Genomic DNA, 17,356 nt, shown 5'->3' with positions numbered 1-17,356 from the left:
CAACTTCCTACGCCGCCGTGATATTTTTATGGGTTACACATAAACAAGTGCGGTTGTAGCCTTGAATTTGGGCGGTGTGTAATGCGTTGTCGGCATCAGAAATTAAGGTTGCTAGGGTGGTTTCAGTCACGCCTTCGGAAGAGGTTAAGCCAATACTTATCGTTATATCGATATTTTCGGGTTTTAACTCGGTCATTTTTTGGCGGAGATTTTCGGCGATGGCTTTGCCTTTTTCTAGCCCTGCATTCGGGAGCAGTGCAGTAAACTTTTTACCCGCAAAGCGCACGAGCATGACTTCTGGGGCGAAATAGTTGAGTAAAAATCGTCCGATAACGTGCAAGATGTGGTCGCCGATGATATGCCCTTGTACTTCGTTGATAATTTCGAAGTGGTCTATGTCTATCATCATTAAACAGACTTGTTTGTGTTGTTGGATAAATGCGGGGGCTTCGTCCATTAAATATCGTTTATTCCGTACCCCTGTTAGGCTGTCTGTTGTTGCGAGTTGATACATGTCTTTGGAGTAGCGTTTTAAGACATTGTATTGATGTTTAACCAGTAATAGTGATTTTAATCGCGCAATTAATACCTCTTCAATGACTGGTTTGGTGATAAAGTCGTTTGCGCCCGCGTGGAAAATTTCCGCCTGACATTTTTGGTTGTCTTCTATGGTAATCACTAATAAGGGCATTTCTTGGCGGGAGTAGTGGAGTTGGGTGCGAATGGCATAGAGTAAATCACCGCCCGTCATTTGCCCTTCTAAAAAGAAATCTGTGAAAACAATGTCGTATTGTTCAACTTCTGGCGCGTCGGGGGAGTTTTGGGCTTTTTTCAATAAGCGTAAGGCTTCTTCGCCACTGGTGACGTGGGTGATGTAAAGCCCGTGTTTTTCCATCAATGTGATGGTGCTTTGTGCGGTGCTGGGGCTGTCTTCTACGTAGAGCACTCGTCCGACAAGTCCCGCATGGCGTTGGCAAACGTCTTTGATAAATTCGACAAGTCGTTTGTAGCCTAGGGATTTGTTGAAATAGTCGGTTACGCCCGCCGAAAAACCTTCGCGTAGTAAACGGGTATCTGCATCGCTGGAGACGACAATCACGGGGGTTAGGTGTTGTTTGTCGCTTTTACGGACTTCGTGGCATAAATCTAGCCCGTCTAGGCCCGGTAAAAGGAGTGCGGTTGTGATTAAGTCGAATTTTTCACGATGTAAGTATTCCAGTGCTTCTTCTGCACTGCCTGATGTGACGATGTAAGCATCGGGCATTTCTTTTTGCAGAATGTGCGAAATAATTGACCGTGCCACTTCTGAACGGTCAACAATCATGATGCGACTGGTTCTTTCGGGGTGTAAAGTGGTCATTTAGAGAATGCCATAAGTCATAGGGGATAAAAAAGGTATCTTAAATTATAGAGTTTACACACGATGATAACCATTTTGTTGTTGTTTTTTCTGTTTCCCCTGTGTTGCTAGTTAGTTGAAAAATCCAGAATCTTCAGAGGATATAAGCGAGTTGCTGCTTATCGTAACGTGGTAAATTATGATATTCCATGCAGTATGTCAAAATAAATTCCAGTAATTTGATTTAACTATCTTAAATTTTAAATCCTTTTTCCGTTAATCCGTTGGTTAATCGCTGATTGTAAAAATAATGGGTTGAAATTCTGTGAGGAAAGAGACAGTATAAAAATGCTACTGTTTTAGTAGGCAATCATATATCCCTGTAATAACTTAGTTACAAAGGAGTTTTTATGAAAATACGACAATTGTTAGCCATTGGGGCAACGCTGGTATTTAGTTTATTAACGCAAGCGGTACAAGCGGGTGCAACTTTTGACGCGATTAAGAAAAAAGGCTTTGTGCAATGCGGGGTTAATACGGGATTACCCGGATTTTCTAGCCCTGATGATAAGGGGAATTGGACTGGTTTAGATGTTGATTTTTGTCGTGCGGTTGCGGCGGTGGTTTTTGGGGATGCAACTAAGGTTAAATTTACGCCGTTAAATGCAAAAGAGCGGTTTACGGCGTTGCAGTCGGGCGAAATTGATATTTTATCGCGTAATACAACGTGGATTTTAACCCGTGATGCTTCGCTTGGTATGAACTTTGTCGGGACTATTTATTATGACGGACAAGGGTTTTTAGTGAGTAAGAAATTGGGGGTTAAAAGTGCTTTAGAGTTGGATGGGGCAACGGTTTGTATTCAGGCGGGGACGACAACAGAGTTGAATCTTGCGGATTATTTTCGTGAGAAAGGGATGAAATATACGCCAATTACGTTTGATAATTCGGATCAAACCGCGCAAGGTTTTGAAACAGGGCGTTGTGATGTGTTGACCAGTGACCAGTCTCAGTTATATGCGTTACGGATTAAGTTGAAAGACCCTGAATCGGCGGTTGTGTTACCTGAGGTGATTTCTAAAGAGCCGTTAGGGCCGTCTGTCCGTCAAGGGGATAATGAGTGGTTTAATGTGGTGAAATGGACGTTATTCGCTTTAATCAATGCGGAAGAGGCGGGCATTACGAGTGCTAATGTGGAAGCGATGAAGAAAAATGCAACGCCTTATTTGGGACGTTTATTAGGCAATGAAGGCAATATGGGTGAGTTGTTGGGCGTGCCGAATGATTGGGTTTATAAAATGGTGAAGCAGGTTGGTAATTATGGTGAAATCTTTGAGCGTAATGTTGGACAGGGTTCGCCTTTAAAAATTGCACGGGGTTTAAATGCGTTGTGGACAACGGGTGGCATTCAATACGCGCCACCTATTCGTTAATCCCGATAAGTTAAGTTTGATAAATGGGAAAGTTTAGCAATGGATTTCATGTAGAGGTGAGTTGCTTATCTCTACATGAATAACCCGAGCTCGGCGATATTTATAAAATAAAACAGATACCTGCTAGGTTTTCAAAACCTAGCAGGTCTTTTTTTGTCTGAATCAGGATTCACAGAATTTTCAGAATTAGCAGAATTAAAAAACGTGATTCGCATTAATTTCTTGGTTTAAGGGGTTTAAATTCTGTTAATTCTGATTCAGACAAGCTGTTGTCTTTTTAAAAGAATCTCACCGAACTCAGGTTGAATAGGTTGTTAGTACGAGTCAGCTAGCCACTGCAACGGGTAAATTAACGAGTAGGTTTTGCGGTTTGATTTGTACACATTGTGCATTATCCATGGCGATTGCTAAGTAAACAGGTTTGTCGCCAATGCTTGGGTCTATCATCGATACATCTAAAAACTCTAGTTTAAATAGGGCTAAGAGTTGTTGTAGGCGACGGTCAGAAACGTTTTTACGTTGATATAAATCGTTTAAAATCTGCATACTGTCCATATCTAGCCCGATATGCCATACCCAAGGTTCGTCTTTAATGGCGCGTAAAGGGCTAATACGGGTTGCAATGCCGTAAAAGTGATTAATCCATTTTTCCAAGACGCGACAAAATGCTTGTAATCCGCTGCTATCAATACTGATGTTTAAGACTGTGTCATATTTTTCATGCCGTCCCCAATAAATCGCGGCATTTTCCGTCGTCAATACATCCAATTCTATCGAGCGTGAAGTCATATCAGCCCCAACGACTAAATGACTGACTGCGCCATATCCACCTAACGTTGCCCGCATTTCAACAAGTTCTTCATCGGCTAATAAGATACCTTGTTCAGTGCTCACTTTTTGTGTGCGAAAAAATAATTCAGCGGCACGGACTTCTAAAGGGTTTTGTGTATCTCTTAACACATGGCGCAAAATCACATGTACCAGTTGATCCACAAATAACGGGGGAATCAGTTGATCAGGGGATAAGTTTTGCTGTTTGTCCTCATTAAATAAACTTAAGTAACACGCTTCAAGGCTAGGATGCGAAAGAAGCAAGTCTCTAAAACGTAATACATAGCCATAGTTTTCACGGGTGACATCCTCAGTTAACGCATCAATACGTTCCTGTTCAACCATAAGACGTGGATTATTTAATAAAGCATGGTGTAAAGATTTCTCTGCTTCGCTCGCTTCTGCAAGCGGGCGCATCTCAGGACGTAATAAGTACGCCCGTAAAAAATCATCGGTGACTGTTAACTGTCCATCCGCATTAACGGCTAATAAGTGAATCCCTGAAGATTGCCAAAAATCGGGCATAATGTTTTCCTGTGACAAGTCAGCAATATACGCCTACAATAAGGCGACCTGAATCAATCTTTCAAACGCTACAAGATTCATTACAATGGTACTGATTCTACCGTATGTCATGTGAATAACCCATGAAAATGGATTGAGATAGCGACAATAAGCCATACAACCATTACAGTAAGGCGTTTATTGTTAGATAAAATAGTTATCGCATCACGTGCTATCAATGCTTACGATATGCCTAAAAAGACAACGCTGATAATTTGCTCGCTATTGCTATTGGTGAGCTTAACAAGCGTCACGATAAAAAAACAATCGGAGTCAATATCATGACTAATCCTAATCAATTCGAAACCCTGTTTAAAGATTTCCTCAGTTCGCTACCCAAAGGCGCGATACAGTTACAGCAAGATGCTGAAAAAAACCTGCGTTTAGCAATGGAGGCGACATTTCGGCGGATGAATCTGGTCACTCGTGAAGAGTTTGACGTACAAGCCGCTGTATTAGCGCGGACACGGGAAAAATTGGATGCCTTAGAAAGCAAAGTTGCGCAATTAGAAGCTCAACTCGGCAAAGAAACACACGTCCCTTTTCCACCTGCTGATATGGAGTAATTCACCCTGTACGCCCTCTCTGTTGTTCACAGCCGTGCTCAAGTCGGCATACAAGCGATTCCTGTGACGATAGAAGTTCATCTCACAGGTGGATTACCCAGTTTATCTATTGTTGGCTTGCCCGAAGCAGCAGTAAAGGAAAGTAAAGATCGCGTCCGCAGTGCTCTTTTAAACGCACAATTTGATTTTCCCCTACAACGGGTTACTATCAATCTAGCCCCCGCAGACCTTCCTAAAGAAGGCGGACGTTTTGACCTTGCCATTGCCATTGGCATTCTTGCTGCTTCGGGACAACTTAATAGCCAACAACTTGCCGATTATGAATTTATTGGCGAATTAGCCCTCAGTGGTGAAGTCCGTCCTGTACGGGGTGTTTTACCCGTCGCCATGGCAGTCCGCGATAAACAGCGTAAACTCGTTGTTCCTCTGGATAATGCGCATGAAGCGTCGATGGTGCGCAATACGCCTATTTTGCCTGTTAAACACCTGCTAGAAATTTGCGCCCACTTACAAGGGGCTGCTCCAATTAGCCCTTATAGTGTCGACTGCGTACCCCATCCAACCCATGTGCGCCATGCCATAGACTTAAGCGAAGTTCGCGGACAACACCATGCTAAACGCGCCCTAGAAGTCGCTGCCGCTGGTGGACATAACCTTTTAATGCTGGGTCCCCCTGGTACAGGAAAAACCATGCTAGCCAGTCGTATGGCAACCATTTTACCGCCAATGACCGAAGAGGAAGCCCTAGAAACGGCGGCAATTTCTTCGATTGCGAATCAAGGCTTTGATCCGCAAACATGGGGACATAGACCCTTTCGCGCCCCTCATCATACCGCCTCCGCGATTGCCCTTGTTGGTGGGGGTAGCCAGCCACGACCGGGTGAAATTTCACTGGCTCATCATGGCATCTTATTTTTAGACGAATTACCCGAATTCGATAAAAAAGTGCTGGAAGTGTTACGAGAGCCTTTAGAATCCAATCGCATTGTGATTTCTCGCGCTGCACGACAAGCAGAATTCCCCGCACATTTTCAACTCATTGCAGCCATGAATCCTTGCCCCTGTGGCTACTTAGGCGACCCCCGCTGTCACTGCTCTGTTGAACAAATTCGCCGATATCGTAGTCGTTTATCAGGGCCATTACTTGACCGTATCGACCTGCATATTGAAGTGCCCAATTTACCGCGTACCGAATTACGGGCAGAAACCGTACGCGAAAGCAGCGCGGATGTACGGCAACGAGTGGTTAATGCCCGTCAAGTACAACTACAACGCAACGGAAAACCCAATAGTCACTTAAATAACCGTGACATTGAACAATATTGCCGTTTAAGTGCCAATGATGAACGTCTGCTTGATGCCGCTATCAATCAGTTAGGACTATCAGCGCGAGCATGGCATCGCATTTTAAAAGTAGCACGAACCATTGCAGACCTAGCGAATAGCGAACAGATTAATACCGCTCATCTCACCGAAGCAATAACGTATCGACGCATGGAACGCATGAAATAAGTTAGCAATAAAATTGCATTGATAACATGTTTAAAAGCAGAGAATTCGCGCTAGCAAGACAGAAATAAAACAATAATAGGTAAGGAAACCACTATAGACTTTAAAGTAAGCGTTTTAAAATAAATTGACTGTTTTAAAACACGGAACTCACTTGATTTCCCTATTGAGCAGAATCATTTTAAAGAACAGTTTGCAACCGCTCACAAAGCCGATTCAGGTTGAGTGCCTCCACCACTGCAAAGCGATTTACACATAAAAAGTGTTGGATTTTACAGAAGTTGTGTATAAAAAATTTTCTTACACCCTTGACATATTATGTCAAAAGACATATTATGTCACTAATTCAATCGTAATTCAGGAGGAAACATGACCCCCCAAGAAAAACTGAATCAACTGGCAGTCGGTCTTAATGGTGCGACAGGATTTAACGGTTTAGTTTTTAGTACGGAATTAATGCCGGGCGATGTAGATGTACTCATTCTCACCCTTGGTGATCGAGAAGAGTTTCCCATTTACATCACGGTAGATGAAAGCCAAATATTGTGCATTACCCACTTATGGACAGAAACAGAAGTTAATCCTGCGAAAAAAATGGACTTATTAGACGCATTATTAACGCTCAATATTCCAATTCCGCTTTCATCTTTTTCCAAGATTGGACAACAATATGTCATATTTGGGGCGTTATCTATTCACTCATCCCTAGATCAAGTCATCGAGGAAGTGGATACATTAAGTGACAACACGCTCACAGCGGTTGAAGAACTCAGCGCATATTTGCTTAAGAAGTAAGGAGAATTATCATGGGTGTATTTGGCAAATTATTTACGGCTTTACGCGGTGCAGCAACCGAAACAGGCGAAGCCATTGTTGACACACAAGCATTACGAATTCTGGATCAAGAAATGCGTGACGCAAGAACTAACTTAGACGAAGCAAAAGAAAACCTTGCAAAAGTCATTGCTGAACAAATGGGCGTAGAACGCTCTGTGAAAAAACTCGCTGACCGTGTCAAAGAGTACGAAGGCTATGCCATGCAAGCCATGGACAAAGGCGACGAAAAATTAGCCACCGAACTGGCTGACGAAGTCGCTAGAGCCGAAAACGAACTAGCGGCACAACAAGCCGTGTTAGATGGTTACAACAACAACATCAATAACCTGAAAAATATCATCCGCAACACTGAACGCAATATTGTCTCTATGGAGCGCGAAATCAGCGTGATTAAGACCACAGAAAGCGTACAGAAAGCAAGCACAGCCGCCGCGACCAAATTTACAGGCATGAACTCATCCATGCGTTCTGCGACGGAATCCTTAGAGCGGATTAAACAAAAACAACAACAACGTTCTGACCAAATGAACGCTGCGATTCAACTGCAACAAGAAGAATCAGGCGACGGCTTACAAAGCAAATTAGCCCAAGCAGGCATTATTCCTGAAAAAGGTACGAACAGTAACGCTGTGTTAGAACGCTTAAAAGCCAAACGTGCGGGTGTCAGTATTCCACCAACACCGCCAACCCAAATCATGGCGAATAGTGTTGAGATTAAAATTAACCAATAATCTTGGCACACCGTTATGATTAAATAAGGGGCAGACATAACAGCCATGTTGTGTTTGTCCTTTGTTTTTTCACTAACTAATTGTTACTGTAGGGAAGTTTAGGCATTATGACTGATTTACCAAATAACTGGAAAAAATCTGAACGCAGTGTGCGGGCGGTACAACTCGCCTTTGAATTTAGCAAAACCGTTTCCGATGTCATTCGCCAAGAAGCCAATAAACAAGGACTCAGCCCCTCTGACCAAATCCGCATGGTCATTGGCTTAGAATCTAAAAAACCTAAACGTCCCCGCTTAACAGTTTCGCTCTCCGAAGTTGACTATGAAAAACTCGCAAAACGCTACCAACTCTCGACAGAAGATAAAGTCGGCATCCGCGACGCGATTGCGAACGAACTCATTCAATACTCATCCACGGTTATCGCCCAAAAAGAAACAAAGTGAACCATCATGCAATACGCAATTTATGCGGTTCTTGGCATTATCGGCTTATACCTGATTTATGTCATTTCTACGACGATTATAGGCTTTGTCATTAAAGTCATTATTTACGGACTACTCCTAATCGGCATTGTTTACCTCTTATATAAAATGGGATTTTTTAAACTACTGAAAAAATGACAACACAAACAAAGGCAGGGGATATATGGGACTACTCGACACAATACTATCGCCCAAGATAGATGAAGCCGTCATTAAACAAGAGATTGAAAAGCTCAAAGCTGAACTACCAACCCCCGTTTTTTGGTTGTTGGGTAAAACCCAAGCAGGAAAAACCTCGCTAATCCGAGCATTAACAGGACTAGATGCCCTCGTTATTGGTAATGGTTTTCAAGCCTGCACAAAAACCGCACAACTCTACGACTTTCCAAATTCTGAATTTCCGCTCATTCGCTTTTTAGATACCCGAGGACTTGGCGAGGTTGATTACGACCCCCATGAGGATATGCAACTATTCCAGCAACAAGCGCATGTCCTCATCGTCGTGATGAAAGCGATGGATAAAAATCAATCCGCTGTGATTCGTGCCGTACAAACCATTTTAGCCCTACATCCCACATGGAAAGTCATTGTTGTACAAACACATCTACACGAGGGTTATCCTAGCCCCGACTTTCCCCACATACTTCCCTACCCCTACACACAAAATACGCAAGCATTAAAAATTCCCCAACAACTCGCAAGAGCCTTGGCACATCAACGCCAACTTTTTGTTAATGCAGAGATACAAGCACATTTTGTCCCGATTGATTTCACCCGTGCAGAAGAGGGTTATACCCCTGAGTTTTACGGCATCGACGAACTCTGGCAAACCTTAGAAAATGCCCTTTGCTTCAGCCTGCGTGATTTAGTGGGTCAACAAGAAACTAACCTATCTAGCATACACGCTGAAGCCGCGCATCAACACACCATTGCTTATGCGTTGATTGCAGGGGGAGCAGGTGCAATACCAATTCCTCTGGTCGGCACACCTGTTGTATTAGCGATTCAAGTTAAAATGGCACAAGCCATTGCCTCACTGTATCACCAACCGATGGATAGCGCATTGCTCATGGAATTAAGCAGTACATTAGGCATCAGCTATTTACTCCGTTTAGGCGGACGAGAACTGTTAAAACTTATTCCTGTTTATGGCTCTGCAGTCAGTGCCGTTTATACAGGCGCAACCACTTATGCACTAGGACAAACACTAACCTTATACTTTAGTCGCGTAAAAGAAGGACATTTACCAGATACCGCTATTTTTCAAGAATTGTTTCAACAAGAGTTTGAACGCGGGAAAAATCTATTAACACCATTTTTGCAAAAACAAGACCCTAATAAAACATGAATTCAATAGATATTTTTAAAAAAACAATATGTTATATGAATCAGAATTAACGGAATTTAAACCCCTTAAACCAAGAAATTAATGCGAATCACGTTTTTTAATTCTGCTAATTCTGAAAATTCTGTGAATTCTGATTCAGACAAAAAAAGACCTGCTAGGTTTTGAAAACCTAGCAGGTCTCTGTTTTATTTTATAAAAATCGCCGTACTCAGGTTAATTCCTATCTAATTGCTCAGTTTGTGGCAGATAAACGACTCGAAACAAACGAGTTAATTTTCCCCAATCTTTGAGGGTTAAACTCACCTCAATCGCTTTTAAAGCAACAATAGAGGATGTGCCATCATTTGTTTGTCGCGTTGTTTGTGTAGCAGAGAGTGCAGATGACCATTGGTCATGCCATCTCGCCTCGCTATCTAAAAAACGAATCTGCACAGCCGTCACATTTGATAATAATGTGGCTGTTTCTGGCTTACTGTCTTGAGCTTGGTCTAACACATTCCATGATGAACGCCACCACTGTTGCTCAGACCAATAATAACGGACACGTTGCAACGTGCTGCGTGTTGCTTGGGTTGGATTCCGCCAACCTGCCCGTGTAAACTCTAACTGAGTTATTTCACCTGTAAAAGCTGGCTCGTTATCCCCATATTTATTACGAATAGGACGCATGATAACTTGTTCTACATCGCGTGCTAATAAACTAAATACTTGTTGTAACTGCGCTAACTGCGCTGCTTGCAAATCTGTCTGTTCCCGAGTATTTAAAACAACGGTTAATCCTCCATAGGCTAAAACCGCAATTACAGCAAAAATCGCTAATGCAATTAATAACTCTAATAATGAAAAACCTTGATGTCTTAAAAATCGCTGTCTATTAATAAACGCTTGTTGTAAACCCATACTTGCTTTACTTACCTAAATTTAAGAGGAATTATCGTGGCAGTCATTGAATTAACGGCAGACAACTTCGAACAAGTCGTAACAGGGAACAGCACTGTATTCATCGACTTTTGGGCTCCTTGGTGTGCGCCGTGTCGTTCGTTTGCACCCACTTATGAAGCGGTTGCTGTAGAAAATCCTGATGTTGTCTTTGCAAAGGTCAATACAGAAGAGCAACAAAGTTTAGCGGCTCATTTCCAAATTCGTTCTATTCCAACCCTGATGATATTTCGCGATCAAATTATCATTTTTTCACAAGCAGGCGCGTTGCCAAAAACTCAACTACAAGAGGTTATAGAAAAAGCAAAAAGTTTAGATATGGATAAAGTACGCGCTGAAATTGCCAAACAGCAACAGGCTTAATCTATCCCATTCAAGGCGTATCAATACTGCTACGCCTTGTTTATCTCTTCTCACGACATTTCCATGGCTCGATTTATGATGATAACGCCACATCCTGCCGCATTATGGGCACAAACAACCCCATTTTCTCCTATTGATATTGATTGTGTTACAGCCGTTATGCTGAAAATACTAGATAGCAAATGCAAAATGGGACAAGCGGAACAAATTGCGTTAGCTGCCATTTATGACGTGGTTAAAGACCAACAAGGCGAATTACTCGATAGCAGTTTACACCCACTTATCGCAAGTGCACGACAACAGCACGATGAGGCACTATTAACCATCATTCACGCGCAACGGGTTCATGCCGAGTCAGTCATTCCTAAACCAACCATGAAAGCCTTTAAACAGCGTTTACGCAATGCACTGATGCCTAATAAAGCAGACAGTGAGATAGATGACGATGATTAATCATGTATTAATAGATTAAACATGACGATATTTATACAACCTGTAAAACGCCAGCGTGGTTTTATTCTCGTCATGACCTTGTGGATAATTGCCATAGCAACGCTTGCAGCGAGTGCATTTGCACTTTGGACGCAACAAACTATCGCGCTTGTACAGACCATGCAAGAAAATGTACAGGGCGAAATAGATATACAAAATACACAAGCAACATTACTGTATTTACTCAATACCAAAACCTTCAATATGGCAGGGCTGACTGTACCGTCCTTGCATCCCGTTGAGACGAAAACACCTGTCGATACAACACAATTATTCGAAGATGACTTTAGCCTAAGCGAAATTACACACACTGAAATAACCTTAGATGACCAAGTTTATCATGGCTTAGGGCTTGCCAAATTTGCCTTACAAGATGAAGGTGGATTGCTTAATGTGGGTTGGATTTCTGATGCAAGCTTTTTTCGCTTTTTAGGACTATTAGGCGTTGAAACCGATCAACGTGACCCCTTGCTGGATAAACTAAAAGACTTCACTGATTTAGACGATAACCACCGCATTAACGGTGCAGAAAGTTATCAATATCAAGAACAAAACCTCCCACCACCGCCCAATCGTCGCCTACAAACGCCTTCCCAAGTCAAACAAATTTTAGGTTGGCGTGAGTTACATCACTTATGGAAATCTGGCATCTGGGAACAAAATACGTCTATCGCAACCAGTGGTTATCCGAATATCAATACTGCACCTTCATTAGTCTTACAATCTGTCTATGGACTCAATGCTGAGGCTGCTCAACGTGTGATTGCGGCACGAATAGAACAACCCTTGACCTCTCTCGAACTCATTAGCCGTTTAACAGGGGTTATTTTACCAATGGGGGAAGAAGAAATGGTCTATTTTGCCAGTGCCTATTTACGCTTAACAATTTGGCATGAAAAAAGCCAGCGTATTCGGCAAATTCATTTCTGGTTTAATCCACTGATTGAAAAAAGTATGCCGTGGCAAGTGCTTTATAGCGTAGAATTACCGCTCTTTGAGACTTACCAGCAAGCTAAACCCAAGTATGTTGAAACGCCTCTTTTTACCACAACGCTATCTACAAACCCATCATGAAATTATTGCCCCAACCCATAACAGCAGTGGACGGCGAGAATGGATAATCGGGCGGTGTTTATGTCACTATCACCTTTTTGATTTAAGTGATGTTCCTAGCCATCGTTGGGAAACCGTTTTAACACTAAAAATCCGCCAATGGAGTCCTTTCAGCCAATATCAATGCTTTATCACATGGCAAGGAACATATGCGCAAGTGTGGGTGTGGGAACAAGCCCCTTATCAAGAAGCATTAACACAACAAGCCGTTAAACCCAGTATTACCCTACCTGAATCAGTCCTCTATGCCCGTCCTAAAACCGAAGGGGCACGCTTATTGGCTTGTCTAACAGGGGTTGAAGGACAGGTCTGGCAAAATGGCATTTTAATAGGAAGTCGTTGGTGGTCAAATCCCCCCACCTTATTAGAATGGCAACGTTTCCAACGTGCCCATGCCTTACCACTCAGCCATCAAATCCCCACCGTAGAAAACCCCCCTTTACTCGAAAAAACATGGGCAAAAACCCATCAACTTTTTTCTAGCACATTACTACGTCAAGAGCGCGTCTGGTTTGTATTAGCAGGCGGATTATTTATCGGATTAATAAGCTGGCAAGGGGTTAATATTTGGCGATGGCAACAAGGGCTAACAACATTAAAAACTGAAATAGATACATTGATGGGACAAGCCAGCCCCATTTTAGAAGCCCGTACCGCAACATTAGCAGACCAACAACGCTTAACCCAATTATTAGCGTTGAATAAACAACCGTCTCAATTGACGTTAATGGCTCAAGTTGCCGAAACACTGCCACAAAAAGTCAAATTAGTTGACTGGTCTTATCAAACAGGTCGTTTAAAATTTACGATTGAAGCAACCGCTATAGACCCTCGTTTTTATGTAGAAGCCTTTCAAGCCTTGCCGAATTTTCATGAAGTGCAAACCGAAGCAGGACGAACTGCAAATCAATTAGTCATTAATACACAAATTGAAGCTATACCAGCCTCAACAGTTGCTCCCGTTCCAGAAGAAAGGAAAACAAACCCATAAATTTTCCCCAAAAAAAAACCTGCCAAGCATGATACTTGACAGGTCAGATTGACTAACTAACTTGAAATCGTTTTAACGATTAGTTTGCACCATTAGAATAAGCCATTTCACCGTGTAATTTCACATCTAAACCACTTTGCTCAGATTCATCATCAACCCGTAAGCCAATAGTGAGTTTGAGAATAAAAGCAATTAAGAATGTACCGACTAATGCCATACCAATCGCAATACCAACGCTGATGAATTGAGTGGTCAACACGCTCATTTCACCACCATACATCAGCCCTTTACCTAAAGAATTAATAGCTGGGTCAGCTAACACGCCTGTTAAAATCGCGCCCCAAACACCACCAACCCCATGAATACCAAAAGCATCTAAAGTATCATCATAGCCTAATTTATGTTTTAAGCGAATAGCAATTAAACAAACTAGCGGAACGGTCGCCCCTAAAATTAAAGCCCCTGTAACATTGACAAAACCTGCTGCAGGCGTAATTGCGACAAGCCCCGCAACCGCGCCAGATGCAAAACCTAAAGCCGTTGGTTTGCCATAGAATAAAGACTCAAGCACTAACCAAGTTAATGCCGCTGTACCACAAGCAATTTGTGTCACCACAAAAGCACTCACCGCTAATTCATTAGAAGCAACCGCAGAACCTGCGTTAAAACCAAACCAACCAAACCACAATAAACCCGCCCCCACTAACGTAAAGGGTAAATTATGTGGACGGACATCTTCATGAGAACCAATTTTCCGTTTGCCTAATAAAATAGCCAGCATTAAACCAGAGAAACCAGAGGAAATATGAACGACTGCACCACCCGCAAAGTCTAACGCGCCCATATCAAATAAATAACCGCCTTTACCCCAAACCATGTGCGCTAAAGGTGCGTAAACGACTAAGCTCCAAATCCCCATAAAAATGACAAAGCTAACAAACTTCATCCGTTCTGCCACCGCGCCTGCAATCAGGGCAACAGTAATAATGGCAAACATCATTTGGAAAACCATAAATAATTGATGCGGTAAAGTAGTCGCGTAAAAATCATGCGGGGTTAAACCAACACCATTTAACAGCAACCAATCTATTCCACCAAAATACGGGTTATTCGGCTGGAAAGCGATACTATAGCCAATAACAACCCATAAAACAGAGATTAAACCCATGGATACAAACACTTTCATAAACATATTTAACGCATTTTTAGCCCGCACTAAACCACCATAAAACAGTGCTAACCCAGGGGTCATTAACAACACTAACGCGGTAGAAATCATAATCCACGCAATGTCACTTTTATCAACGGTTGGTTTCGGTGCTTCTTCTGCGGCGACAGGTGCGGCAGCCGTTGTCTCAGCTGGTGCAGAAACAGGGGCAGGATTTGCGGCATTTGTTGTATCTGTCGCAGTTGCAGGAGCTGTCGCTTCTGTACTAGGGGTTGTAGCAGGAGCAGGGGCTGCGGGTGGCTCATCCGCTAACGCCACTTGACTTAATACAAGCAGTAATATGCTTGAAAAGTGTAATAACGCTTTTTTCATTCAAGAAATCTCCATGAAAAACAAAGGTCAAAACAAACTTACATTAAATTTGTTTAAGAGAACATCACATGTCCTCTTAATAAAGAATTACTTATGCATAAACTCTGGATAAGCTTCTAAACCACACTCTGAAATATCCGCGCCTTCATATTCTTCCTCTTCTGACATGCGAATACCAATCGTGAGCTTTAAGATAAACCAGACAATAAAGCTAGTAATAAATACCCAAGAGAAAATAGCAATAATACCGACAAATTGGGCAGAGAATTTAGCCGCTGTATTGGTAATAGGAACAGCTAATAACCCCCAAATCCCTGCGACACCATGCACAGAAATAGCACCAACAGGATCATCAATCCGCATCTTATCCAAAGTGACAATAGAAAATATTACCAACACACCACCAACAGCCCCAATCATCACTGCAAAAGAAGGGGTTGGCGTAGAAGGTTCTGCGGTAATGGCAACTAAACCAGCTAATGCACCATTGAGTATCATGGTTAAATCCGCTTTACCGAAGAGAATACGCGACACTAATGTTGCTGCGACTAATCCCCCTGCCGCTGCCATGTTGGTATTCACAATGACTGACGCAATTGCATTAGCATCATTGATAGTACTGAGCTTTAATTGAGAACCACCATTAAACCCAAACCAACCAAACCATAAAATCATCGTTCCTAAAGTGGCTAAGGGTAAATTTGCCCCTGGCATAGGGTTGACTTGTCCGTTAGAACCATATTTGCCTTTACGTGCACCCAGTAATAAAACCCCTGCTAAAGCAGCCGTTGCACCACATAAATGGACAATACCTGAACCTGCGAAATCTTTAAAAGACGCGCCATTTAAGAAAGGAATAGCATCTAACCAACCTGCCCCCCATTTCCAATAGCCTTGAATGGGATAAATGAACGCTGTCATAACAATTGCAAATAGCAAAAACGCCCATAATTTCATGCGCTCCGCGACAGCACCAGAAACGACAGACATCGCAGTTGCAACAAAGACAACTTGGAAAAAGAAATCCGCTCTTAATGCATAGCCTTTGCTAGCAGTCCCATTTAACACACTCTCGGCTGTTTGCTCACTGCCTAGCATAAAACTTAAATGCGGAATAATACCTGCAATAATCCCCTCACCGCTAGGATACATGAGGTTGTAACCCACTAGCATGTACATAATGCAAGCGATTGCATATAACGTAATATTTTTTGTCAGGATTTCAGCTGTGTTTTTGGCGCGAACTAAGCCAGACTCTAACATTGCAAAGCCTGCCGCCATAAACATCACAAGTACGCCTGTCAATAATAAATAAAAAGTATCCAGTGCATATCGAGTTTCGATAGTGGCACTTGCGACATCTAAAGGCATTGTGAAACTCCCTATAGATTTAAATAGAAAAGGGATTTATTAAGAATTACAGTGCGTCGCTTCCTGTTTCGCCTGTACGAATACGAATAGCTTGCTCTAAATCGAAAACAAAAATTTTCCCATCACCAATCTTGCCAGTATTTGCAGCTTTTGTAATTGCATCAATAACCTGCTCTACTAAATCGTCTTGGATAGCAGCCTCAATTTTTACTTTAGGCAGAAAATCAACAACATATTCAGCACCGCGATATAATTCAGTATGACCTTTTTGTCTGCCGAATCCTTTAACTTCTGTTACCGTAATACCTTGCACACCGATATCAGATAAAGATTCGCGCACATCGTCAAGCTTGAAAGGTTTGATAATGGCAGTCACCATCTTCATGGATATTTCCTCCTAACAGTCAATAAATGAAAATAAAAGCCCTTAGCATAAAAATGTATTCATCTAACATGAACGAACATCATTACTTAAGTAGCCATAAGACACAAAAAAACGTGCGTATTATGTTACAGCAGAAATAAATAAAACAGCGAACGAACCGCCAGTAAAAAATTCTTGTTTCTAAAAGTGGGCTAAATCTAATTAGGTGAATCAATCCCATCCAGAGCGATTAACCAATTTGATTCAAAACTAAGCAGGTTATTTTGTAGCGTTTACCCATTTACAATAATTATGCCACGCTTTTTTTTATATAAAAATCAACCTGCTATTTATAGATATTCACTTAATTAGGAAAGGATAATTTATTTGATGCACCATAATAGTGCGTATAAAGTTTGAAATGGCTTAATTATAAGGCAAGAAAAATCTGGACTCGAAGAATAACCCTAATTCTCTATCAGTTAATTCCCCTCTATTCTATGGCGTATTTATGCCCCTATCAAATAAATACATCAAGAAAAA

Annotated in this window: 18 protein-coding genes; 12 read left to right on the top strand and 6 right to left on the bottom strand. The window is 42.0% G+C overall.

All coding sequences use genetic code 11. The features are described from left to right. Positions 1-7 precede the first annotated feature (7 nt). The gene (locus BEGALDRAFT_RS13165) at positions 8-1,360 is read right to left on the bottom strand and encodes a GGDEF domain-containing response regulator (RefSeq protein ID WP_002690739.1); all 1,353 of its coding nucleotides are present in this window, start codon (positions 1,358-1,360) and stop codon (positions 8-10) included. A 389-nt stretch (positions 1,361-1,749) separates the two neighbouring features. Here BEGALDRAFT_RS13165 and BEGALDRAFT_RS13160 point away from each other — a divergent pair, with 389 nt between their 5' ends. Beyond that, positions 1,750-2,772: an amino acid ABC transporter substrate-binding protein gene (locus tag BEGALDRAFT_RS13160; RefSeq protein ID WP_002690738.1), complete on the top strand. Its 1,023-nt coding sequence runs from the start codon at positions 1,750-1,752 to the stop codon at positions 2,770-2,772. A gap of 324 nt (positions 2,773-3,096) precedes the next feature. On the opposite strand, the gene BEGALDRAFT_RS13155 is transcribed toward BEGALDRAFT_RS13160, so the two are convergent. After that, positions 3,097-4,128 (bottom strand): DUF6352 family protein, encoded by a 1,032-nt coding sequence (locus BEGALDRAFT_RS13155; RefSeq protein WP_002690737.1) that lies wholly within the window; start codon positions 4,126-4,128, stop codon positions 3,097-3,099. 320 nt (positions 4,129-4,448) lie between these two features. On the opposite strand from BEGALDRAFT_RS13155, the gene BEGALDRAFT_RS13150 reads away from it, so the two are divergent. The 7 genes from BEGALDRAFT_RS13150 to BEGALDRAFT_RS13125 all read left to right on the top strand — a co-directional run bounded on the left by BEGALDRAFT_RS13150 (position 4,449) and on the right by BEGALDRAFT_RS13125 (position 9,640). Next, positions 4,449-4,733, top strand: a complete 285-nt coding sequence (locus BEGALDRAFT_RS13150) for an accessory factor UbiK family protein (RefSeq protein WP_002690736.1) — start codon at positions 4,449-4,451, stop codon at positions 4,731-4,733. Positions 4,734-4,739: 6 nt separating this feature from the next. Beyond that, positions 4,740-6,245: a YifB family Mg chelatase-like AAA ATPase gene (locus BEGALDRAFT_RS13145; protein WP_002690735.1), complete on the top strand. Its 1,506-nt coding sequence runs from the start codon at positions 4,740-4,742 to the stop codon at positions 6,243-6,245. Between the two features lie 366 nt (positions 6,246-6,611). Beyond that, positions 6,612-7,037: a YjfI family protein gene (locus tag BEGALDRAFT_RS13140; protein ID WP_002690734.1), complete on the top strand. Its 426-nt coding sequence runs from the start codon at positions 6,612-6,614 to the stop codon at positions 7,035-7,037. A gap of 11 nt (positions 7,038-7,048) precedes the next feature. Beyond that, entirely contained in the window at positions 7,049-7,810 is a 762-nt protein-coding gene (locus tag BEGALDRAFT_RS13135) for a PspA/IM30 family protein (RefSeq protein ID WP_002690733.1), read from the top strand. Between the two features lie 107 nt (positions 7,811-7,917). Next, the gene (locus tag BEGALDRAFT_RS13130) at positions 7,918-8,253 is read left to right on the top strand and encodes a hypothetical protein (protein ID WP_002690732.1); all 336 of its coding nucleotides are present in this window, start codon (positions 7,918-7,920) and stop codon (positions 8,251-8,253) included. Positions 8,254-8,259: 6 nt separating this feature from the next. Further along, positions 8,260-8,430: a hypothetical protein gene (locus BEGALDRAFT_RS19235; protein WP_002690730.1), complete on the top strand. Its 171-nt coding sequence runs from the start codon at positions 8,260-8,262 to the stop codon at positions 8,428-8,430. Between the two features lie 25 nt (positions 8,431-8,455). Continuing rightward, positions 8,456-9,640 (top strand): GTPase family protein, encoded by a 1,185-nt coding sequence (locus BEGALDRAFT_RS13125; RefSeq protein WP_002690728.1) that lies wholly within the window; start codon positions 8,456-8,458, stop codon positions 9,638-9,640. Positions 9,641-9,853: 213 nt separating this feature from the next. Here the strand turns inward: BEGALDRAFT_RS13125 and gspJ are convergent, their stop codons facing one another. Then, entirely contained in the window at positions 9,854-10,540 is a 687-nt protein-coding gene (gene gspJ, locus BEGALDRAFT_RS13120) for a type II secretion system minor pseudopilin GspJ (RefSeq protein ID WP_002690726.1), read from the bottom strand. 36 nt (positions 10,541-10,576) lie between these two features. Between gspJ and trxA the strand changes: the two genes are divergently transcribed. The 4 genes from trxA (at position 10,577) to BEGALDRAFT_RS13100 (ending at position 13,538) form a co-directional block, all read left to right on the top strand. Next, positions 10,577-10,942: a thioredoxin gene (gene trxA / locus BEGALDRAFT_RS13115; protein WP_002690725.1), complete on the top strand. Its 366-nt coding sequence runs from the start codon at positions 10,577-10,579 to the stop codon at positions 10,940-10,942. A 75-nt stretch (positions 10,943-11,017) separates the two neighbouring features. Beyond that, complete coding sequence (locus BEGALDRAFT_RS13110) at positions 11,018-11,395, top strand: hypothetical protein (protein ID WP_002690724.1); 378 nt, start codon at positions 11,018-11,020, stop codon at positions 11,393-11,395. 21 nt (positions 11,396-11,416) lie between these two features. After that, entirely contained in the window at positions 11,417-12,508 is a 1,092-nt protein-coding gene (locus BEGALDRAFT_RS13105; protein WP_002690723.1) for a type II secretion system minor pseudopilin, read from the top strand. Next, entirely contained in the window at positions 12,459-13,538 is a 1,080-nt protein-coding gene (locus BEGALDRAFT_RS13100; RefSeq protein ID WP_002690722.1) for a hypothetical protein, read from the top strand. The genes BEGALDRAFT_RS13105 and BEGALDRAFT_RS13100 overlap by 50 nt, the downstream gene beginning before the upstream one ends. Before the next feature lie 79 nt (positions 13,539-13,617). On the opposite strand, the gene BEGALDRAFT_RS13095 is transcribed toward BEGALDRAFT_RS13100, so the two are convergent. The 3 genes from BEGALDRAFT_RS13095 to glnK form a co-directional block, all read right to left on the bottom strand. Next, complete coding sequence (locus BEGALDRAFT_RS13095; protein ID WP_002690721.1) at positions 13,618-15,078, bottom strand: ammonium transporter; 1,461 nt, start codon at positions 15,076-15,078, stop codon at positions 13,618-13,620. 87 nt (positions 15,079-15,165) lie between these two features. Then, positions 15,166-16,449 (bottom strand): ammonium transporter, encoded by a 1,284-nt coding sequence (locus BEGALDRAFT_RS13090; RefSeq protein ID WP_002690720.1) that lies wholly within the window; start codon positions 16,447-16,449, stop codon positions 15,166-15,168. Between the two features lie 46 nt (positions 16,450-16,495). Beyond that, a complete protein-coding gene (gene glnK, locus BEGALDRAFT_RS13085; RefSeq protein ID WP_002690718.1) occupies positions 16,496-16,834 on the bottom strand; it encodes a P-II family nitrogen regulator in 339 nt (112 codons plus the stop codon). Positions 16,835-17,356 lie beyond the last annotated feature (522 nt).

This window comes from Beggiatoa alba B18LD (genome assembly GCF_000245015.1).
Classification (GTDB): domain Bacteria; phylum Pseudomonadota; class Gammaproteobacteria; order Beggiatoales; family Beggiatoaceae; genus Beggiatoa; species Beggiatoa alba.
Note: the sequence above shows the minus strand (reverse complement) of the source record. Positions and strands in the feature narration are given on the sequence as shown.